The sequence below is a fragment of the Brevundimonas sp. KH_025 genome, from assembly GCF_057839885.1.
This window is the reverse complement of sequence record NZ_CM174501.1, coordinates 2,115,946-2,132,259: the sequence shown is the minus strand read 5'-3', so window position 1 is coordinate 2,132,259 and position 16,314 is coordinate 2,115,946. Positions and strand designations below refer to the sequence as shown.

General features: G+C 67.7%; 16 protein-coding genes, 1 tRNA gene and 1 other RNA gene. 9 read left to right on the top strand and 9 right to left on the bottom strand.

Features of this window, described 5'->3' with window-relative positions; translation table 11 throughout:
* Nucleotides 1-78 precede the first annotated feature (78 nt).
* The 7 genes from AC3IS2_RS10520 to AC3IS2_RS10490 form a co-directional block, all read right to left on the bottom strand.
* Nucleotides 79-345, bottom strand: a complete 267-nt coding sequence (locus tag AC3IS2_RS10520) for a hypothetical protein (RefSeq protein WP_489197694.1) — start codon at nucleotides 343-345, stop codon at nucleotides 79-81.
* 98 nt (nucleotides 346-443) lie between these two features.
* Nucleotides 444-1,589 carry a beta-ketoacyl-ACP synthase III gene (locus tag AC3IS2_RS10515; RefSeq protein ID WP_489197693.1) on the bottom strand — a complete coding sequence of 382 codons (1,146 nt, stop codon included), beginning with the start codon at nucleotides 1,587-1,589 and terminating at the stop codon, nucleotides 444-446.
* 144 nt (nucleotides 1,590-1,733) lie between these two features.
* On the bottom strand, nucleotides 1,734-3,803 hold the full coding sequence (locus AC3IS2_RS10510; protein ID WP_489197691.1) for a capsule polysaccharide biogenesis protein: 2,070 nt from the start codon (nucleotides 3,801-3,803) through the stop codon (nucleotides 1,734-1,736).
* Between the two features lie 177 nt (nucleotides 3,804-3,980).
* Nucleotides 3,981-4,799 carry an HpcH/HpaI aldolase/citrate lyase family protein gene (locus AC3IS2_RS10505; protein WP_489197690.1) on the bottom strand — a complete coding sequence of 273 codons (819 nt, stop codon included), beginning with the start codon at nucleotides 4,797-4,799 and terminating at the stop codon, nucleotides 3,981-3,983.
* Nucleotides 4,799-5,476 (bottom strand): SDR family NAD(P)-dependent oxidoreductase, encoded by a 678-nt coding sequence (locus tag AC3IS2_RS10500; protein ID WP_489197688.1) that lies wholly within the window; start codon nucleotides 5,474-5,476, stop codon nucleotides 4,799-4,801. The genes AC3IS2_RS10505 and AC3IS2_RS10500 overlap by 1 nt, the downstream gene beginning before the upstream one ends.
* 52 nt (nucleotides 5,477-5,528) lie before the next feature.
* Complete coding sequence (locus tag AC3IS2_RS10495) at nucleotides 5,529-6,425, bottom strand: ROK family protein (RefSeq protein ID WP_489200143.1); 897 nt, start codon at nucleotides 6,423-6,425, stop codon at nucleotides 5,529-5,531.
* Complete coding sequence (locus AC3IS2_RS10490; RefSeq protein ID WP_489197687.1) at nucleotides 6,422-6,916, bottom strand: GAF domain-containing protein; 495 nt, start codon at nucleotides 6,914-6,916, stop codon at nucleotides 6,422-6,424. The genes AC3IS2_RS10495 and AC3IS2_RS10490 overlap by 4 nt, the downstream gene beginning before the upstream one ends.
* 174 nt (nucleotides 6,917-7,090) lie before the next feature.
* Here AC3IS2_RS10490 and AC3IS2_RS10485 point away from each other — a divergent pair, with 174 nt between their 5' ends.
* The gene (locus AC3IS2_RS10485) at nucleotides 7,091-7,270 is read left to right on the top strand and encodes a hypothetical protein (protein ID WP_489197686.1); all 180 of its coding nucleotides are present in this window, start codon (nucleotides 7,091-7,093) and stop codon (nucleotides 7,268-7,270) included.
* A gap of 446 nt (nucleotides 7,271-7,716) precedes the next feature.
* On the opposite strand, the gene AC3IS2_RS10480 is transcribed toward AC3IS2_RS10485, so the two are convergent.
* Both AC3IS2_RS10480 and AC3IS2_RS10475 read right to left on the bottom strand, forming a co-directional pair.
* Complete coding sequence (locus AC3IS2_RS10480; protein ID WP_489197685.1) at nucleotides 7,717-8,877, bottom strand: serine hydrolase domain-containing protein; 1,161 nt, start codon at nucleotides 8,875-8,877, stop codon at nucleotides 7,717-7,719.
* A 496-nt stretch (nucleotides 8,878-9,373) separates the two neighbouring features.
* Nucleotides 9,374-9,449: transfer RNA gene (locus tag AC3IS2_RS10475), tRNA-Ile, on the bottom strand.
* 184 nt (nucleotides 9,450-9,633) lie between these two features.
* On the opposite strand from AC3IS2_RS10475, the gene AC3IS2_RS10470 reads away from it, so the two are divergent.
* The 8 genes from AC3IS2_RS10470 (at nucleotide 9,634) to ftsL (ending at nucleotide 16,302) form a co-directional block, all read left to right on the top strand.
* Nucleotides 9,634-10,386, top strand: coding sequence for an SIMPL domain-containing protein (locus AC3IS2_RS10470; RefSeq protein WP_489197683.1), 753 nt, complete (start codon nucleotides 9,634-9,636; stop codon nucleotides 10,384-10,386).
* A 149-nt stretch (nucleotides 10,387-10,535) separates the two neighbouring features.
* The gene (gene sppA / locus AC3IS2_RS10465; RefSeq protein ID WP_489197682.1) at nucleotides 10,536-12,323 is read left to right on the top strand and encodes a signal peptide peptidase SppA; all 1,788 of its coding nucleotides are present in this window, start codon (nucleotides 10,536-10,538) and stop codon (nucleotides 12,321-12,323) included.
* Nucleotides 12,324-12,435: 112 nt separating this feature from the next.
* Nucleotides 12,436-12,756, top strand: coding sequence for a hypothetical protein (locus AC3IS2_RS10460; protein WP_489197681.1), 321 nt, complete (start codon nucleotides 12,436-12,438; stop codon nucleotides 12,754-12,756).
* A gap of 9 nt (nucleotides 12,757-12,765) precedes the next feature.
* Nucleotides 12,766-13,527 (top strand): N-acetylmuramoyl-L-alanine amidase, encoded by a 762-nt coding sequence (locus tag AC3IS2_RS10455; RefSeq protein ID WP_489197680.1) that lies wholly within the window; start codon nucleotides 12,766-12,768, stop codon nucleotides 13,525-13,527.
* Between the two features lie 32 nt (nucleotides 13,528-13,559).
* An RNA gene (gene rnpB / locus AC3IS2_RS10450) (RNase P RNA component class A) lies at nucleotides 13,560-13,938 on the top strand.
* 506 nt (nucleotides 13,939-14,444) lie between these two features.
* A complete protein-coding gene (locus AC3IS2_RS10445; protein ID WP_489197678.1) occupies nucleotides 14,445-14,921 on the top strand; it encodes a division/cell wall cluster transcriptional repressor MraZ in 477 nt (158 codons plus the stop codon).
* Entirely contained in the window at nucleotides 14,918-15,895 is a 978-nt protein-coding gene (rsmH, locus tag AC3IS2_RS10440; protein ID WP_489197677.1) for a 16S rRNA (cytosine(1402)-N(4))-methyltransferase RsmH, read from the top strand. Before AC3IS2_RS10445 ends, rsmH begins: the two co-directional genes overlap by 4 nt.
* A complete protein-coding gene (gene ftsL, locus AC3IS2_RS10435) occupies nucleotides 15,892-16,302 on the top strand; it encodes a cell division protein FtsL (RefSeq protein WP_489197675.1) in 411 nt (136 codons plus the stop codon). Before rsmH ends, ftsL begins: the two co-directional genes overlap by 4 nt.
* The last annotated feature ends 12 nt before the right edge of the window (nucleotides 16,303-16,314 follow it).

The window sequence follows — 16,314 nt, the reverse complement described above, 5'->3', positions numbered from 1 at the left end:
CCTCCTCAGCTGACGCCTGATACGACGAAGGCCCGCTCCGGGAGGAGCGGGCCTTTCGTTTGGCCGAAGGGATGCGGTTTAGGTCACGCCCGGCGCCAGCGCCCAGCGCAGCGAGTTCTCGCCGAAGGGCTTGATGAAGAAGTCGCGGTAGCGCTCGAACACTTCGATGATCTTCATCTTCAGGTCATGGGTCACGGACTCGCCGCGCTGGCGTTTCATCGCCGCGACGCAGTTGACCACGATGTCCATATGGGCCGATCCGCCCATATGCTTCAGCACCGTGGCCACGTCGTGGGCCAAGGGATCGCTGAGCTTCTCCGCCCAGGGTGAAACTGTCTGAGTCATTCGGGCGCCGTCCCCCCTCGTTCTCGACACCTGTAAGGGTTTGCAAAATTCTGCGAACAGTGCAAGCGCTGCGGAAATAATGATTCCTGTTATCTCAATCAGCCGCGCTTTCGCACAAAGACCGTGCCCGCCGAATAGCCCGCGCCGAAGCTGCAGATCAGGCCCGTGTCGCCCGGCGCGAAGCCGTCGTTCTTCAGGTGGAAGGCGATGATCGATCCGGCCGACGAGGTGTTGGCGTAGTCGTCCAGGATGATGACGTTCTCTTCGGCCTCGGGCTCGCGGCCCAGCACCTTCTTGCCGATCAGGGTGTTCATGTTGATGTTGGCCTGGTGCAGCCACATCCGCTTCAGACCGTGCGGGTCCAGGTTCAACTCGGCGGCGTGGTCCAGGATCATGTCCGAGACCATGGGCACCACCTCCTTGAAGACCTTGCGCCCCTGCTGGACGAACATCTTGTCGGTCAGGCCGTCCGAAGACACCGGCTCGCTCTCGCCCGTCGGCAGGGCGGCGCGATTCAGGAAGCCGAAATTGTTGCGGATATTGTTCGAGAAGCTGGTCTTCAGCTTCGTCCCGACGATGTCCCAGCCGCCCGGTCCGGCCTGATCCTCGGCCTCGACGATGACGGCGGTGGCCACGTCCCCGAAGATGAAGTGGCTGTCGCGATCCTTGAAGTTCAGGTGGGCCGAGCAGATCTCCGGATTGACCATCAGCACGGCCTTGACCGAGCCTGTGGCGACAAAATCCGCCGCCGTCTTGATGCCGAAGGTGGCCGAAGAGCAGGCGACGTTCATGTCGAAGGCGAAGCCCTCGATGCCCAGGGCCTGCTGCACCTCGATGGCCATGGCGGGGTAGGGGCGCTGCATGTTGGACGCGGCGCAGATGACGGCGCCGATATCGCTGACCGGCTTGCCCCAGGCCTTGATGGCCTCCTGGGCGGCCTTGACGGCCATTTCGGCCAGGATCGACAGTTCGTCGTCGCCGCGCGCGGGCAGGTTGGGCAGCATTCTTGAAGGATCGACGATGCCGCTCTTGTCCATGACGAAGCGCGACTTGATGCCCGAGGCCTTCTCGATGAAGGCTTCCGAAGAGGGCGTCTTCAGCTCCAGCTCGCCGGCGGCGATGGCCTCGGCGTTCTCGGCGTTCCAGCCGTCGGCCCAGGCGTTGTAGGCGGCGACCAGTTCGGCGTTCGAGACGGACTGCTCCGGCGTGAACAGGCCGGTGGCGGAAATGACGGCTTTTTGCACTTTTTAGTTCCCTAACGCTCGGCGCGCGGCGCCTCGCTGCATGAGGGAGTTGGCTCCCTGACGGCGTCCGGTTTTGTGGGCGCGCGTTGCGGCGAAGTTCGGGCGCCTCGCGGCCGGACAGGTCCGTAGCGATAACGAACCCCCTCAATAGGCCGGTGGAAGGCTCCGGTCGAGACTGGCCTTGATGCCGCGCCACCATCTGTTGATCCGGCCGCGCGGCGGGGCGGGCAGGGGGTGATCGCGCGCCGCGATCAGGGCCTCGACCAGATCTTCAGCCTCGCAGGGCCAGCCCTCGGGCGTGACATAGACGGGATAGCCGATCAGGGCGGCGTGGATGACGCTCTGCAGCGAGGCGCGGCGGGTGCGGCGCTCGAAGGTCATCCGATCGTCGGTCAGCCCCCAACCGGCATAGAAGGGCCGGCCGTAGACGCTGACCGGCTTGCCCCGCATCAGGGCCTCGAACCCGGTCAGCGACGTCAGCGTCGCCAGCCGGTCGCAGGCGTTCAGGCAGTCCACGATGTCCAGATCGTCGGCCGAGGCGTCGACCTCCTCCATCGCCGCATGGTCCAGCAGGCCCGGCCGGTTGCCCGCCGTCACGTCGGGGTGGTTGCGATAGATCAGGAAGGCGTCGGGATGATCCGCCCGCGCCGCCTTCACCAGGCCGGAGTTGGTGCGGAGGTCCGGACCGCAGCCCATCATGATCGAGCGGTCGTTCTCGACCTGTCCCACGACCAGCAGGGTGGGCTTGTCAGTCGGCCAGGACGCCGGGACGCCCGCGCCCTTCAGATTGTATTTCGACAGCCCTGCCTCGACCACGCGGGCGCGAAGGCGCTCGGCGCGCGCCGCCCGATCCGGCGACGACTCGCCCGCCTCGATCAGGCTTTCCAGCCGGCTGGGCCGGGTCGGGTCGTAGTAGACGCCCTGATCGTCCAGGGCGACCGACAGGGCGCCGAAGAAGTCGGAGCCCAGGCCGCGCGAACGGATGAAGCCGTCCTCCATGCGCACGACGGAGCCTTCGAAGGCATCGGCGGCGGCGCGGATTTGCGGCGTCTCCTTGCCGGCCCACCAGATCAGCTTGCCGTTCGTCGCCCGGGCATGGGCGACGGCGGCCTTGGCGCGCCAGAAGTAGCGGACGCGGCCCTTGGGCGAGTTCAGCAGGCGGCGCACCGGCGGCCGCTTGGCCGGGGCGAAACCGACGGCGGCCCAGTCGCCCGCCAGCCGGTCGGCCCGGTCGCGCAGGGCGATCAGCCGCTCCAGCGCCGCCTCGGCCTCGCAACGCCGGCCTGTGACTGGATCGACGTAGCGGGTGTAGGCGATCAGCGCCGCCGCCGCGACCTGTTCCAGATCGCGCGCCGCGCCGCGCCGCCCGGTCTGCACCGCGTCCGTCGTCAGGCCCCAGCCCGAATAGAAGGGCGCGCCGAAACAGCGCACCGGCAGGCCGCGCAACAGGGCCTCGAACCCCAGGGCCGAGGTCACGACATAGACCGCGTCCACCGCCGCCAGCAGGTCGGCGGGCCGCACGTCGCTGTCGATCAGGGTGACGCCGTCCAGTTCGCCGGCCGGGATGCAGCCCTGCTTGCGTCCCGCCGCCACGGCCGGGTGGCGCTTGACGATCAACTGGGCGCCCGGCTCGTCGCGCCGCGCGGTCGCCAGCATGTCCGAGAAGCTGGCCTCGCTGGCCAGTCCATAGCCGATGGAGGCGTCGCCGAACGTCTGATCCACGATCAGCACCCGGCGGCCGGGTTTCAGCAGGCCAGTGTCCAGCGGGCCGCCCATATTGGTCTTGGATACGCCCGAGGCTGTGATGCGGTCGATCAGGCCGCGGGATCGGCTCCGCATGGCGGCGTCGCACCAGTCTGGCGCCGTCTCGATCAACTGCTCCAGCCGGCTGGGCCGCGTCGCGTCATAATAGACGCCGAGATCATCGACGATCAGGCTGAGGCTGGTCGCCCCGCTCTCGCCCAGGCCGACGGAGCGCAGAAAGCCGTCCTCCAGAGCGATGTAGGGCTTGCCGTTCTTCTCGGCCCAGCGCCGCCCCACCGCCGCCGTCGGCTTCATGCCCCAGCCCAGAACGGCCTCGGTTTGCGGCCCCGGCAGGGCCGACAGGTCGTAGTCCGGAAGGAAGGTCTTCAGGAAGGGCGTCTTCAGCACGCCGGGCGCGCAGACCCAGGCGCGGGTGAGGGAAGCGGGTGAAGGTAGGGGCGTCATGGTCATGCTTGTGCGTGTCTAGGGTCTGCTGAGTCCGCGCGCCACCCTTTCTCCGCTCATCCCGGCGGACGCCGGAATCCAGTTCTTTGGCTTCATCCGCGGGGCGCCACTCTGGCTCGCGAGAAGGGTCGAGGCGGCGTGTGCGGCTCTCACTGGATCCCGGCGTCCGCCGGGATGAGCGGGTTAGAGCTTGGCGAGCAATTCCTCAGCCGCCGCCAGATGCAGCCGTTCCACCATCTCCCCCTCGACGCGGACCACGCCCAGCCCCTCGGCCTCGGGCGTGGCGAAGGCGGCGACCACGGTGCGCGCCCAGGCGATCTCGTCCACCGACGCGCCGAACGCCGCATTGGCCCCCTCGATGTGCGACGGATGGATCAGGCTCTTGCCGTCAAAGCCATAGAGCCGCCCTTGGGCGCATTCGGCCGCAAAGCCCGCCTCGTCCTTGATCCGGTTGAACACGCCGTCGATCACCGTCAGGCCGTTGGCCCGCGCGTGGGCCACGACCGCCGCCAGCCAGGGCTTCAGCGGCTCGCGGTCGGGCGCGGCGCCGGTCTTCAGATCCTTGGCCAGATCGTTGACGCCGAGCATCAGGCCGCTGAGCGCGCCGTTCGCTGCGGCGATGTCTTTCAGGTCGATCAGGGCGCGCGGCGTCTCGATCATGGCCCATAGATCGACGCCGGGCCGCAGGTCGCGCGACAGGGCGTGGACCATGGTCGCGCTCTCGACCTTGGGCGCGACGATCAGATCGACCGGCGCATCCCGCAGCGCCGCCAGGTCGTCGGCGCCCCAGGGCGTGTCCAGTCCGTTGATCCGCACGGCCAGGCGCGGGCCGAAACCGCCTTCACGCGCCGCCGCGACCGCCGCCGCCCGCGCCTCGGCCTTCACCTCGGGCGCCACCGCGTCCTCGAGGTCCAGCACCGCCACGTCGCATGTCAGGCCGCGCGCCTTCTCGACGGCGCGGGCGTTGGAGGCGGGCAGGTAGAGGACGCTGCGCGCCCGCATCAGACCCGGCCCGTGACCGGCAGCAGGGCGCCGGTGATCGCCCGCGCCTGGGGCGAGGCCAGGAACAGGATGGCGGCGGCCAGATCGGCGGGCGCGACCCACTTCTTCGGGTCGGCGTCAGGCATGTCGGCCCGGTTGGCCGCCGTGTCGATGATGGAGGGCAGGACGGCGTTGACCGTGACCGAGGTCGTCTTCAACTCCTCGGCCAGGGCCTCGGTCAGGCGATGCACCGCCGATTTCGACGCCGCATAGGCCCCCATGCCGTGCGCCGCCTTCAGCGCGCCATTGGCGCCGACGTTGACGATCCGGCCTTCATCGGAGGCCTTCAGATGGGGCAGGGCGGCGCGGCTGGCGTTCAGGGCGGTGGTCAGGTTCAGGGCGAACATTCGGCTCCATTCGTCGTCGCCGCCCTCGATCCCCTGCCAGACGAAGCCGCCGGCGATGTTCAGCAGGGCGTCCAGACGACCGAAATGCGCGGCGATCGTTTCGACGGCCTGTTTCGCGGCGGCCGGGTCGGTCAGGTCGACGCCGCCGACCTCGAGCACGCCTTCGGGCATGACATGGCCGCTGGCGTGGTCGATGACCGCGACCTTCAGCCCTTGCGCCAGCGCGGCCTCGACCACGGCCTTGCCCAGCACGCCGTGTCCGCCGGTGATCGCTACGACCCGTTCGCTCATTGTCCCGCTCCCTGATGGTTCGGCGCGGACCATAGCGGCGCCCGTGGCGGGATCAATCGCCCCAGAGCCGCGCGGCGCCGCGCACGCCCGAGGAATCGCCCCACCTGGCGGCCAGGATCCGCCCGTCCCAGTGATCGGAGAAGGCGTGGCGGGCCACGATCTCGGGCAGGCGATCATACAGTTCGCCCACGTTCGACATGCCGCCGCCCAGGACGAAGGTCTCCGGATCGGCAAGGTTGACCACCATGGCCAGCGCCCGTCCCAGCCGGTCGATGTAGCGGTCCAGCGCCGTCACCGCGCCTGGGTCGCCCTGACGCGCGGCCTCGATGACGGCTTGAGCCTTCCAGGCCCGGCCCGTCGTCGCCTGGTGATCGCGCTGGAAGCCGCTGCCAGACACCCAGGTCTCCAGGCAGCCGTGCAGCCCGCACCAGCAGGCCGGGCCGGGGGCTTCCTCGGCGGACGGCCAGGGCAGGGAGATATGGCCGATCTCGGCGGCGACGCCGTGCGCGCCCTCGACCAGCCTGCCGTCGATCACCAGTCCGCCGCCGCAGCCTGTGCCCAGAATGACGCCGAAGACGCTGGACGCGCCGGCGCCGGCGCCGTCCACGGCTTCGGACAGGGCCAGGCAGTTGGCGTCATTGGCCAGCCGCACGGGGCGGCCAAGCGTCGTCTCCAGATCTTCGGCCAGGCGGCGGCCGTTCAGATAGGTCGAGTTGGCGTTGCGGATCAGGCCGGTGCGCGGCGAGGGCGACCCCGGAATGGCCAGGCCGACCGAGCGCGCCGGTCCCGCCTCGGCCTCGACCTGCGCGATCAGGTCCGCGACCAGGGCCAGGGCGGCGTCGTAACTGCCTGGATTGGGTTCGCGGATTCGCGCGGCGAAGGCGCCCGCGTCATCCAGCGCCGCCGCCTCGATCTTGGTGCCGCCGAAATCGACCCCGATGCGCATCAGGCCGCGAACACCCTGGTCATCAGACGCTCCAGCGCCTCGGCGTCCACGGCGTCAAAGGCGGCCTTCTCGGTCGCGTCCACGTCCAGCACGGCGATCAGGTCGCCCGCCGCGTCCAGCACCGGGACGACGATCTCGCTGGCCGAGCGGCTGTCGCAGGCGATGTGGCCGGGGAAGGCGTGGACGTCCTCGACCACCTGGGTCTGGCGGTCGCGCGCCGCCGCGCCGCAGACGCCGCGCCCGAAGGGGATGCGCAAACAGCCCAGCGTGCCCTGATAGGGGCCGACCACCAGTTCCTGCGGCTTGGCCTCGTCCACGACGTAGAAGCCGGTCCAGAAGAAGACGGGAAAGGCGTCGGCCAGCATGGAGGCCACCGTCGCCATGCGCGCCGTCCGGTTCGGCTCGCCGTCCAGCACCGCCAGAATCTCGGCCTCGACCTCGGCATAGCGTTCAGCCTTGTCGGCGGGGCGGTCGTCGCGGGCGACATAGGACATGACGGCTCTCCTTCTGGAGACCGCCATATAGGCTCCGGCTTCGCTGCACAAAGGGGCGGACGGCACTCAGCAAGAATCAGAACAAAAAGCGAACAATTCACTTGAGGGTCTCGTGGGTCGCGCGCTAGCTTCGTCCATGCCTGTCTTGTGAGGCCGGTTTTGGGGAGGGCGGGGATGAGCGGTGCATCGCAGTCGGACGAGAATTTCGCGCGACATCTGGCGTGGCTGGATCGCGAGTTGGCCCTGAGGGTGGAGGAGGCGCGCGCGGGCGATCCCGGCAATCGCGCCCTGGCCGTCGGGCTGCTGATCGGTCTCGTCGCGGGCATGACGCGCGGCGGGGCGGGGGCGTCATGAACGCATTGCGCGAAACGGCGCCGGATCTGGAGCGTCTGCTGGATGACGTCGACTGGTTGCGGTGTTCAGGCCGGGACCTGCACCGGCTGGCCGAAGGCGCGGCCCAGGCGGCGGCGCGAAGGTGTCGGGACCACTTAAGAGTGGCTCAACCCCGGCCTGAAAAGCCACTCGTTTTTTCCGACCACCACTTAGCCGACCACCTAAGGGCGCCTCAATCGCACCCCGCACCTTAGCGCGAGGCTAGGGCGGGTTAGCGCCATGAACCGACATTGGCTCACCTCCAGAAACGCGACCTCCAGGGTCTGCGGCTCCGCAAAGATCAAGGCGGCGAGGACCGAAACCTAAATGGTCCCCGCCACCTAGTGTTAGACTGACGGCGCCCTGCATTGAACCGATCGGCTTTTGCCAACCGCCAATCCGGCCGCACTCGCGACGAGACGTTATCGTCAGTTTTCGACAGCGAGGCCGGGGATATATTGCGAAGCAATCTTGTCAGCAAATCTCTGGGGCCCAGCGCCCAAGAGGTTCGTCAGAACGATCACCGTAAGGTCATCCTCGGGGTAGATGAAGATAGCCGCGCGATCGCCGCCCGTGGGCGTGATTGCGGGATGTTCCGCGCGGCGGATGACCGGCCAGCCGAGTCCATAGCCATTGATGGTCCTGTTGAAACCGCGATAGCTTCCGTCGGGCAGCTGATGCGGTGTCCACAGCTGTTCGAGACCTCTTTCGCTGACCAGTTTCCGATCCTGCAGCGCGATAACCCATGCGGCCAGATCCGTGGCCGTGGCCTGAACGCCTGCCATGGGATGCATGTAGGCGGGCCACGTCTCATGGCGCGCCATCGGGGTCTCGCTGCGCTCGACGCCGACGGTCCTCATGTCCGTTATCTGCAGCGTCAAATAGGTATAGAGCGAGGCGAGCTCGGGCACAGTATCGGCAGTGTGTCCAAAGCGTGCCTGCTCCATGCCCGCCGCGTTGAACTGCCCCTCGCGAACGAAATCAACGAAGCGCTTGCCCGAGACCTTCTCGATGATTTTGCCCATCAGGGCATAGCCGGTCTGATTGTAGGCATACTGCGTCCCGGGCGCATACTTCAGGGGAAGTTCCTGCACCTTCGCCCAGGCGGCGTCGGGCTCGGCGCCGTCGATCAGTCGGGTATTGTCGTCAATGATCTCGGGCAGGCCGGATGTGTGCGTGAGGATCTGGCGGACCGTGATCTCATTCCACGATGCCGGAAGCTCTTCGAGATATTGCGTCACCGATGCATCGAGATCGAGTTTTCCGGCCTCGACAAGCTGCATCGCCGCGACGCCGGTGAATGCCTTGCTGATCGAGTTGACGCCGAAAACAGTGCGTTCCGTTACAGGCTTCGTGGTCTCGAGGTCGGACTGGCCGTAAGCGCCCGTGAATATGATTTCGCCGTTTTTCACGATCGCCAGCTGGAGTCCCGGAATACGGCGAGAAGCCATCTCGCTTTGAACCAGGCGTTCAATCGCGACGGTCTTGTTGTCCGCTTCTGCGACCTGGGTTGTGCGGGCGTTCGCGCTATCGGCAAGACCGCCCATGACCGCAATCAGGCCGATCGCGGCAGAAATTTTGTTCAGCATTCTTTTGGTTATCCATAGCTTGGGGGATATCGGCTGCGATTGTGGACCGGCTATCGACACGCCTTTGCGATCACCTGGGCGGGAAGGAGCTGCGGCGGGCGCAACGGCGCGTTGACTGAGAGATGGGCTGGTCATGGCGTCGGTTGACCCGTTCGCTGCATGCTCGTCCACCCAGGCTCGGTCAATGGTGCGCCTTGATCGGTGAACAGCAGTATACACGGCGAACGGTCGCCTCAAGGGGCTGTCAGGTTTGGGTGCAGCAGCGGCCCCGCAGGGTCGGCTCCCTATCTAACGCTACTCAGGAAAGGTGGTGCCGCTTAGGTGACTCGAACACCTGACCCCATCATTACGAATGCAAATGGTCACTGGTCCTGAGCGGACCTTTCAAACTTCGCCTTTGAGTCAAAGTCCGACAAAGGCGAGCTCGATCGGGTGTAATCGGCGCTTGAGCCGCTCTTAACTGGTTTTGAGGCAGTTCTAAGTGGTCTCGACAAGATGGTAGGCCTGGAGGGACTCGAACCCCCAACCAGACCGTTATGAGCGGTCGGCTCTAACCATTGAGCTACAGGCCCCCGAGAGGAGAGGCTGTGCCTAGCAGGCGTTGCGCCTGCTGCAAAGACGCCCCAGACCTGTCACGCTTTTCATGCCGATGAACGGAACCTGCACAGGGGGATGAAGCGTTTGTTCAGGCTGAAACGGCCAAGGTAGGTCGTGGCTGGCGAACACGTCCGGCCGATGGACTTCACGGAGACTATGATGACCCGCACCGCACGCGCCCTGATGCTGGGCACGGCCCTGATGACTCTGGCGGCGCCGGCCGCCATGGCCCAGTCGCAACCCGGCGGTTCTTCCCCGATGCAGGTGCACGCCATGGCTCAACAACCCGCCCTCAACCTGTCCGCCTATGGCGAGGTCAAGGTCGCGCCGGATCAGGCGACGATCAATTTCGGCGTCGTCACCGAGGCGGCGACTGCGCAAGAAGCCATGGCCCAGAACGCCCAGCAGATGACCCGCGTCATCGCCGCCCTGCGCCGCGCCGGCATCAACGAGCGCGACATCCAGACCTCGGGCCTGAACCTGTCGGCGCAATACGACTATCAGCAGAACGAGCCGCCCAAGCTGCGCGGCTATCAGGCCCAGAACCGCGTCACCGTGGTCATCAACGACCTGACCAAGGTCGGCACGACGGCCGACGCCGTGGTCGCGGCGGGGGTCAACCAGATCGACGGCATCGCCTTCGGCCTGAAGAACCCCAAGGCGGCCGAGGACCAGGCTCGCCAGCTGGCCGTGCGCGCCCTGCAGGACAAGGCGCGGCTGTATGCCCAGGCCCTGGGCGTGCAGCTGGGCGGCGTCCGCTCCCTGACCGAGGGCGGCGGTTATGCGCCGGAGCCGCGTCCGATGTACGCCCGCGCCATGGCCATGGACGCCGGCGGCGCCTCGACCCCGGTGTCGGCGGGCGAACTGACCGTCCGCATCGACATCAGCGGGACCTACGACATCGGCCGCTGATCGGCTGAACGGAACGCAAGGAGAGGGCCCGCCGGCGACGGCGGGCCCTTTCTGCGTTCATTACCACGCCTTCATTTGACGCCTTGCGCGCGCGCCCTATGCTCGCGGCAGGCCGCGCGTGGCCCGCTGACCGGACGGCCGCCTTTTTCATGAAACAGTTCTTCCTGACCATGCTCGGCGTCTTCGCCGGGCTCGTGGCCTTTTTCATCGTCCTGCCGATCGCGGCCTTGTTGTTCTTCGCGGCGGCGGCCGGGGCGTCCAAGCCGACCACGCCCGCCAATTCGGTGCTGGAGCTGGACCTGCGCGAGGGGCTGACCGACCAGCAGCCGACCAATCCGTTCGCAGCCTTCGGCGGCTCGGGCCTGTCGGTGGTGCACATCGTCGACACCCTGGCTCAGGCCGAGAGGGACGACAGCGTCAAGGTCCTGCTGGTCCGCGCGCCCGAGACGGGCATGACGCCCGCCGCCGCCGACGAGGTGCGCCAGGCGATCAACCGCTTCCGCGCCTCGGGCAAGACGGTCGTCGCCCACAGCCAGGGCTTCATGCCGATCGGCGCGGTGGTCTCCAGCTACATGGTCGCGGCCAGCGCCGACCAGCTGTGGATGCAGAACACGGCGAACTTCCAGGCGACCGGCCTGTCCACCGACAACATTTTCCTGGGCCGCGCCTTCCAGAAGTACGGCGTCCAGCCCGAGTTCGAGCAGCGCCACGAGTACAAGAACGCCGTCAACGAATACACGCAGAGCGATTTCACGGGCCCGCACCGCGAGGCGATGGTCGCCTGGATGACCTCCATCTACGACAGCGCCCTGGCCAACACGGCGCGCGACCGCAAGACCACGCCCGAGGCGCTGAAGGCGACCATCGAGGCCGGTCCCTATTCGGCCGAACAGGCCCTGTCGCTGAAGCTGGTCGACAAGATCGGCCAGGTCGAGGAAGCCGAGGCCGCCGCCAAGGCCAAGGCCGGCAAGGACGCCAAGATCATCAGCTTCGGCGACTACGCCTCGATGCAGGGCGCGCGCAACGGCTCGGGCAAGTCGGCCATCGCCATCGTCGGCGGCGAGGGCGCGATCATGACGGGACGCGGCGGCGACGCCTCGCCGTTCGGCTCCGGCTCGGACATTCGATCGGACGACACGGCCAAGGCCATCTATGACGCCATCGAGGACAAGAGCGTGAAGGCCATCGTCTTCCGCGTTTCGTCGCCGGGCGGCTCGCCCGAGGCGTCGGAACAGATCCTGGCCGCCGTGCGCGCGGCCAAGGCGGCGGGCAAGCCGGTGGTGGTGTCCATGGGCGCCTATGCGGCCTCGGGCGGCTACTGGATCAGTTCGGAAGCCGACTGGATCGTGGCCCAGCCCTCGACCCTGACCGGCTCCATCGGCGTCTTCGGCGGCAAGTTCGTGCTGGCGGACGCGCTGGGCCGTTTCGGCGTGGACATGCGCGGCCTGTCGGTCGGCGGCGACTACGCCGACGCCTTCTCCTCGACGCAAGCCTTCGATCAGGGCCAGCGCGCCGCCTTCGCCGCCTCGATGGACCGCGTCTATGAAGAGTTCGTCGCCCGTGTCGCCAAGGGCCGTAAGCTGCCGGTCGAACGGGTGCGCGAGATCGCCAAGGGGCGGGTCTGGACTGGAGCGCAGGGCAAGGCTCTGGGGCTGGTCGATGAACTGGGCGGTCTGAACGAGGCCATCATCAAGGCGCGCAAACTGGCCAACATCCCGACCAGCGAGTCGGTGCGGTTCAAGCGCTTCCCGACGCCGCAGTCGCCGTGGGAGGCTCTGGCTTCGGCCTTCGGCGCCTCGGGCCAGGCGGCCGAGGCCATGGTCTCGGTCGGTCACGTCATGGGCGATCCGGCGGCTCAGGCCATGCTGAATCGTGTCGAGGCCGAGCGCCTGCGCAGCCGCGGCGCGGTGGTGCTGGCCGACCAGCCGGCTTTTTGAGGGCGAAGACCCTGACTGATGCGTGATGTCGCAGTCCATTGACCGTTCAGGTCGATGGACCGACATTGGGTTTCAGGCGTTCCTTCATCGGTTCGCCATGAGAGGCAGTTCCATGATTAAGTCCGACCCCTTCGCCCAGATCGACTTCAACGCCCGTCGCCGCTCCGGCGGCCTGCTGGCGCCGTTCGTCTGGCTGGGCGGCCTCGTCGCCACGGCCTTGGCCTTGACCGTGGGCGCCGTGCTGGCTGTGTTGACCGCCGCCGCCGTGGCTGTGATCGCCCTGATCGCGGGGGTGGTCGTCTTTTTCGCCGGTTTCGCCTTCCGCGCCCGTCGCGCCCGCAGCGCCAAGGTCCGCCGCGACGAGGGCGTGATCGACGCCCAGAAGGTCGGCGACACCTGGGTCGCCTACGGCTGGGAACGTGAAGGGCGCTGATCGGGCGTCATGCTGAGCTTCACCGACGCGCCGTCCCCCAACTTCAACGCCCGGCGCGGCCCGCCGGACATGCTGGTGCTGCACTACACCGGGATGCAGACGGCTGAAGAGGCGGTTGCTCGTCTGCGCGATCCCTCGGCCGAGGTCTCGGCCCACTATGTCGTGGACGAGGACGGCTCGATCCTGCGTCTGGTGCCCGAGGAACGGCGCGCCTGGCACGCGGGCCGGGGCGTCTGGCAGGGCGAGACCGACATCAACGCCGCCTCCATCGGCGTCGAGATCGTCAACCCGGGCCATGAGTTCGGCTATCGCGCCTTTCCCGAGGTCCAGATCGCCACGGTGATCGAACTGATCGCCGACATCCGCTCGCGCTGGACCATCGCCGACGCCCGCATCCTCGGCCATTCCGACACGGCGCCTGACCGCAAGCAGGATCCCGGCGAGCTGTTCCCGTGGAAACGTCTGGCCGAGGCCGGGCACGGCCTGTGGTTCGACCCCGCGCCCGAGCGCGTCGCCGCCCTGGGCGCCGACCTGTCGCCGGGCGACGAGGGGCTGGGCGTCATCGTCCTGCGCTCGGGCCTGCATCGGCTGGGTTATGGGCTGAAGCCGGGCGGCGAGTACGACGATGAAACCCGCCTGACCATCGAGGCCTTCCAACGCCACTGGCGGCCCGACCGCATCGACGGCGTCGCCGACGGCGAGACCCGCGCCCGCCTGGTCGGCCTGCTGCAACTGGCCTCGGCGGGCAGCGTCACCGGCGTTCTGGATTGACGCGCGCCGCGTTCGCGCGCACTTAGCCCCCGCCAGACGGCCGGGCGGTCGCGGCGAGAGCTTGCTCTTGTCGAGGAAAGTCCGGGCTCCACGGTGAAGAGGCGGCGGGTAACTCCCGCCCGGGGCGACCCGAGGGATAGCGCCACAGAAAGCAAACCGCCTGGGCTTCGGCTCAGGGAAGGGTGAAAGGGTGGGGTAAGAGCCCACCGCGTCGGCGGCAACGTCGGCGGCATGGCAAGCCCCGCCTGGAGCAAGACCGAATAGGGACGTCGCGCGGTTTCGGCCGCAGGGTTCACCGCCCGAGGCGTCCGGGTAGGTCGCGAGAACCGTCCAGCAATGGGCGGTCCAGAGGAATGATCGTCGCCGCCTTTCGGGGCGGAACAGAACCCGGCTTACAGGCCGTCTGGCATATTTTCTTGGGCCTATCGCGCTTCGCGCTACTTGAGGCCGTGTTTGGGGGCTATCGCCCTTCGGGCTACTTGAGGCCCGTTCCCGTTCAATTTCCGCCGTCATCCTCGGGCTTGACCCGAGGATCGAGCGTGGCGCGCGCTCTTCCTTGCCGATGTCGTGCAGGCGGACGACCCGATCCTCGGGTCAAGCCCGAGGATGACGGCGGCAAAGTGGTGCGCCTGGGTGAGGGCAGGGGATCTGGTGGCGCCATTAACCCCTGCGTTGAAAACATGGCGAAAAAAGCCGTCCACAGGCTGTGAATACTATTGATGTTGCCTGTATGTTCTCATTTTACACTTGCTGAGACGTTCGACGAACTGCAAATTTGGTTAAAGGGTGTCAACTAATCCCATTGAGGCCCATTTGATCCCATGCTATCCCACAGCCTCATGAGTAGGGGCTGTCGCCCGGCGCGTGGACGTATCAACGGACTTCAGGGGCGGGCCTAGGGCTCGATAGGGCAAAGCGTGTTTCTCTCGACCTACGAGAAGCAGCTGGACGGCAAGCGCCGTCTCTTGATCCCCCAGGAATTCCGCACGGCCGAAAACGGCGCCGAGCACGGCGTCTTCTGCTTCCCCTCCATCGAAGCCGACTGCCTGGAAGCCGGCGGCGACAAGCTGTTCGCCGAATACCGCGCCGTCATCGAAAGCCTGCCCTTCGGCGATCCCTACCGCTCGGCGCTGGAAGCTTCGATCTTCGGCGAGCAGAAGCCGCTGGCCTATGACTCGGGCGGCCGCATCACCCTGCCGGAGCACCTGTGCGCCGAGGTCGACCTGTCGGACACGGTCGTCATCTACGGCGTCGGCGAGCGCTTCCAGGTCTGGAACAAGGACAAGTGGGCCGCGCACCGCGCCGAGCAGCGCCGCATGGCGCGCGAGGGCCTGAAGCAGTTCGGCGAGATGCGTCGCCAGGCCTCGGCGGTGAAGGTCGGGGGCGCGGCATGACGTCTCCGCACGCCCCCGTCCTGCTGGCCGAAGTTCTCGAGGCGCTGAACCCGCAGCCGGGCGACGTCATCATCGACGCCACCTTCGGCGCCGGCGGCTATACCCGCGCCATTCTGGATCGCGGCGCCCAGGTCATCGGTCTGGATCGCGACCCGACCGTCCAGCCGCACGCCGATGCGGTCGCCGCCGCCTATCCGGGCCAGTTCCAGCTGATCCGCACCCCCTTCTCGGGTCTGGCCGAGGCCTTCGCCGAGAGCGGCAAGGCCAAGCTGGACGGCGCCGTCTTCGACATCGGCGTCTCGTCGATGCAGCTGGATCAGGCCGAGCGCGGCTTCTCCTTCATGCGCGACGGCCCGCTGGACATGCGCATGGGCGATACGGGGCCGACCGCCGCCGACATCGTCAATACCTGGGATCACGGGCCGATGGCCCATATCTTCAAGCAGTACGGCGACGAACGTCAGTCGGGCCGGGTGGCGACCGCCATCCTGCGCCGCCGCGTCGAGCAGCCCTTCAGCCGTACGCTGGATCTGGCCGAGGTGGTCGAAAAGGCCCTGGGCGGTCGTCGCGGCGCGCCGATCCATCCGGCGACCCGCGTGTTTCAGGCCCTGCGCATCGCCGTCAACGACGAACTGGGCCAGCTGGAGCGCGGTCTGGAAGCCGCCGAGGCGACCCTGGCGCCGGGCGGGCGGCTGGTCGTCGTCACCTTCCATTCGCTGGAAGACCGCATCGTCAAGGCCTTCATGACCGAGCGCACCGGCAATGCGCCCGGCGGTTCGCGCCATGCCCCGGTCGCGGTGGAAACCCGCAAGCCCAGCTTCGACCTGATGTTCAAGGGGGCGCGCGAGGCGGGCGAGGCCGAACTGGCCGCCAACCCCCGCGCCCGTTCGGCGCGGTTGCGCGCCGCTGTCCGCACCGAGGCCCCGGCCTGGGGCGCGATTGAAGGAAGGTCTGGCGGAGGGAAGCGCGCATGATCGCCGTCCCTGTTCCGGTGAAGCGCCTGTTCGACTGGAAGGTCCGCGGCGTGCGCTGCGTCGAGATCATCGGCGTGGTCTGCGTCGCCGCCCTGGTCTTCTCGGTCTATATCGCCAAGGCCGCCGCCGCCCGCGAAAGCGCCGAGATCAGCCGAATCGAGAGCGAGATCCGCGAGAACCGCCAGCGCGTCCGCCTGCTGCGCGCCGAGGCGACCCGGCTGGAGCAACCCGCACGGCTGGAGGCCCTGTCGCGTGAAATCGGCCTGGGCCCGGTCGATGTCCGCCGTCAGGCGGTCGAGGCGGGTCTGCCGGCCATCGCTCCGCCGCCGGCTCCGGTCGTGGCTGCGCCTGCCGCCGCCGCGCCCGCCCCGGCCGCCGCGCCGGTTGCAGGGGAGACCCTGCATTGAGCGTGCATGATA

Excerpts from the sequence above, each read along its gene's own strand:
- AC3IS2_RS10510 (WP_489197691.1), bottom strand. The coding sequence starts at position 3,803 with ATGACCATGACGCCCCTACCTTCACCCGCTTCCCTCACCCGCGCCTGG.
- AC3IS2_RS10480 (WP_489197685.1), bottom strand. The coding sequence starts at position 8,877 with ATGCTGAACAAAATTTCTGCCGCGATCGGCCTGATTGCGGTCATGGGC.
- AC3IS2_RS10485 (WP_489197686.1), top strand. The coding sequence starts at position 7,091 with ATGAGCGGTGCATCGCAGTCGGACGAGAATTTCGCGCGACATCTGGCG.
- AC3IS2_RS10520 (WP_489197694.1), bottom strand. The coding sequence starts at position 345 with ATGACTCAGACAGTTTCACCCTGGGCGGAGAAGCTCAGCGATCCCTTG.
- AC3IS2_RS10490 (WP_489197687.1), bottom strand. The coding sequence starts at position 6,916 with ATGTCCTATGTCGCCCGCGACGACCGCCCCGCCGACAAGGCTGAACGC.
- sppA (WP_489197682.1), top strand. The coding sequence starts at position 10,536 with ATGAAACAGTTCTTCCTGACCATGCTCGGCGTCTTCGCCGGGCTCGTG.
- rsmH (WP_489197677.1), top strand. The coding sequence starts at position 14,918 with ATGACGTCTCCGCACGCCCCCGTCCTGCTGGCCGAAGTTCTCGAGGCG.
- AC3IS2_RS10470 (WP_489197683.1), top strand. The coding sequence starts at position 9,634 with ATGACCCGCACCGCACGCGCCCTGATGCTGGGCACGGCCCTGATGACT.
- ftsL (WP_489197675.1), top strand. The coding sequence starts at position 15,892 with ATGATCGCCGTCCCTGTTCCGGTGAAGCGCCTGTTCGACTGGAAGGTC.
- AC3IS2_RS10500 (WP_489197688.1), bottom strand. The coding sequence starts at position 5,476 with ATGAGCGAACGGGTCGTAGCGATCACCGGCGGACACGGCGTGCTGGGC.
- AC3IS2_RS10455 (WP_489197680.1), top strand. The coding sequence starts at position 12,766 with ATGCTGAGCTTCACCGACGCGCCGTCCCCCAACTTCAACGCCCGGCGC.
- AC3IS2_RS10460 (WP_489197681.1), top strand. The coding sequence starts at position 12,436 with ATGATTAAGTCCGACCCCTTCGCCCAGATCGACTTCAACGCCCGTCGC.
- AC3IS2_RS10505 (WP_489197690.1), bottom strand. The coding sequence starts at position 4,799 with ATGCGGGCGCGCAGCGTCCTCTACCTGCCCGCCTCCAACGCCCGCGCC.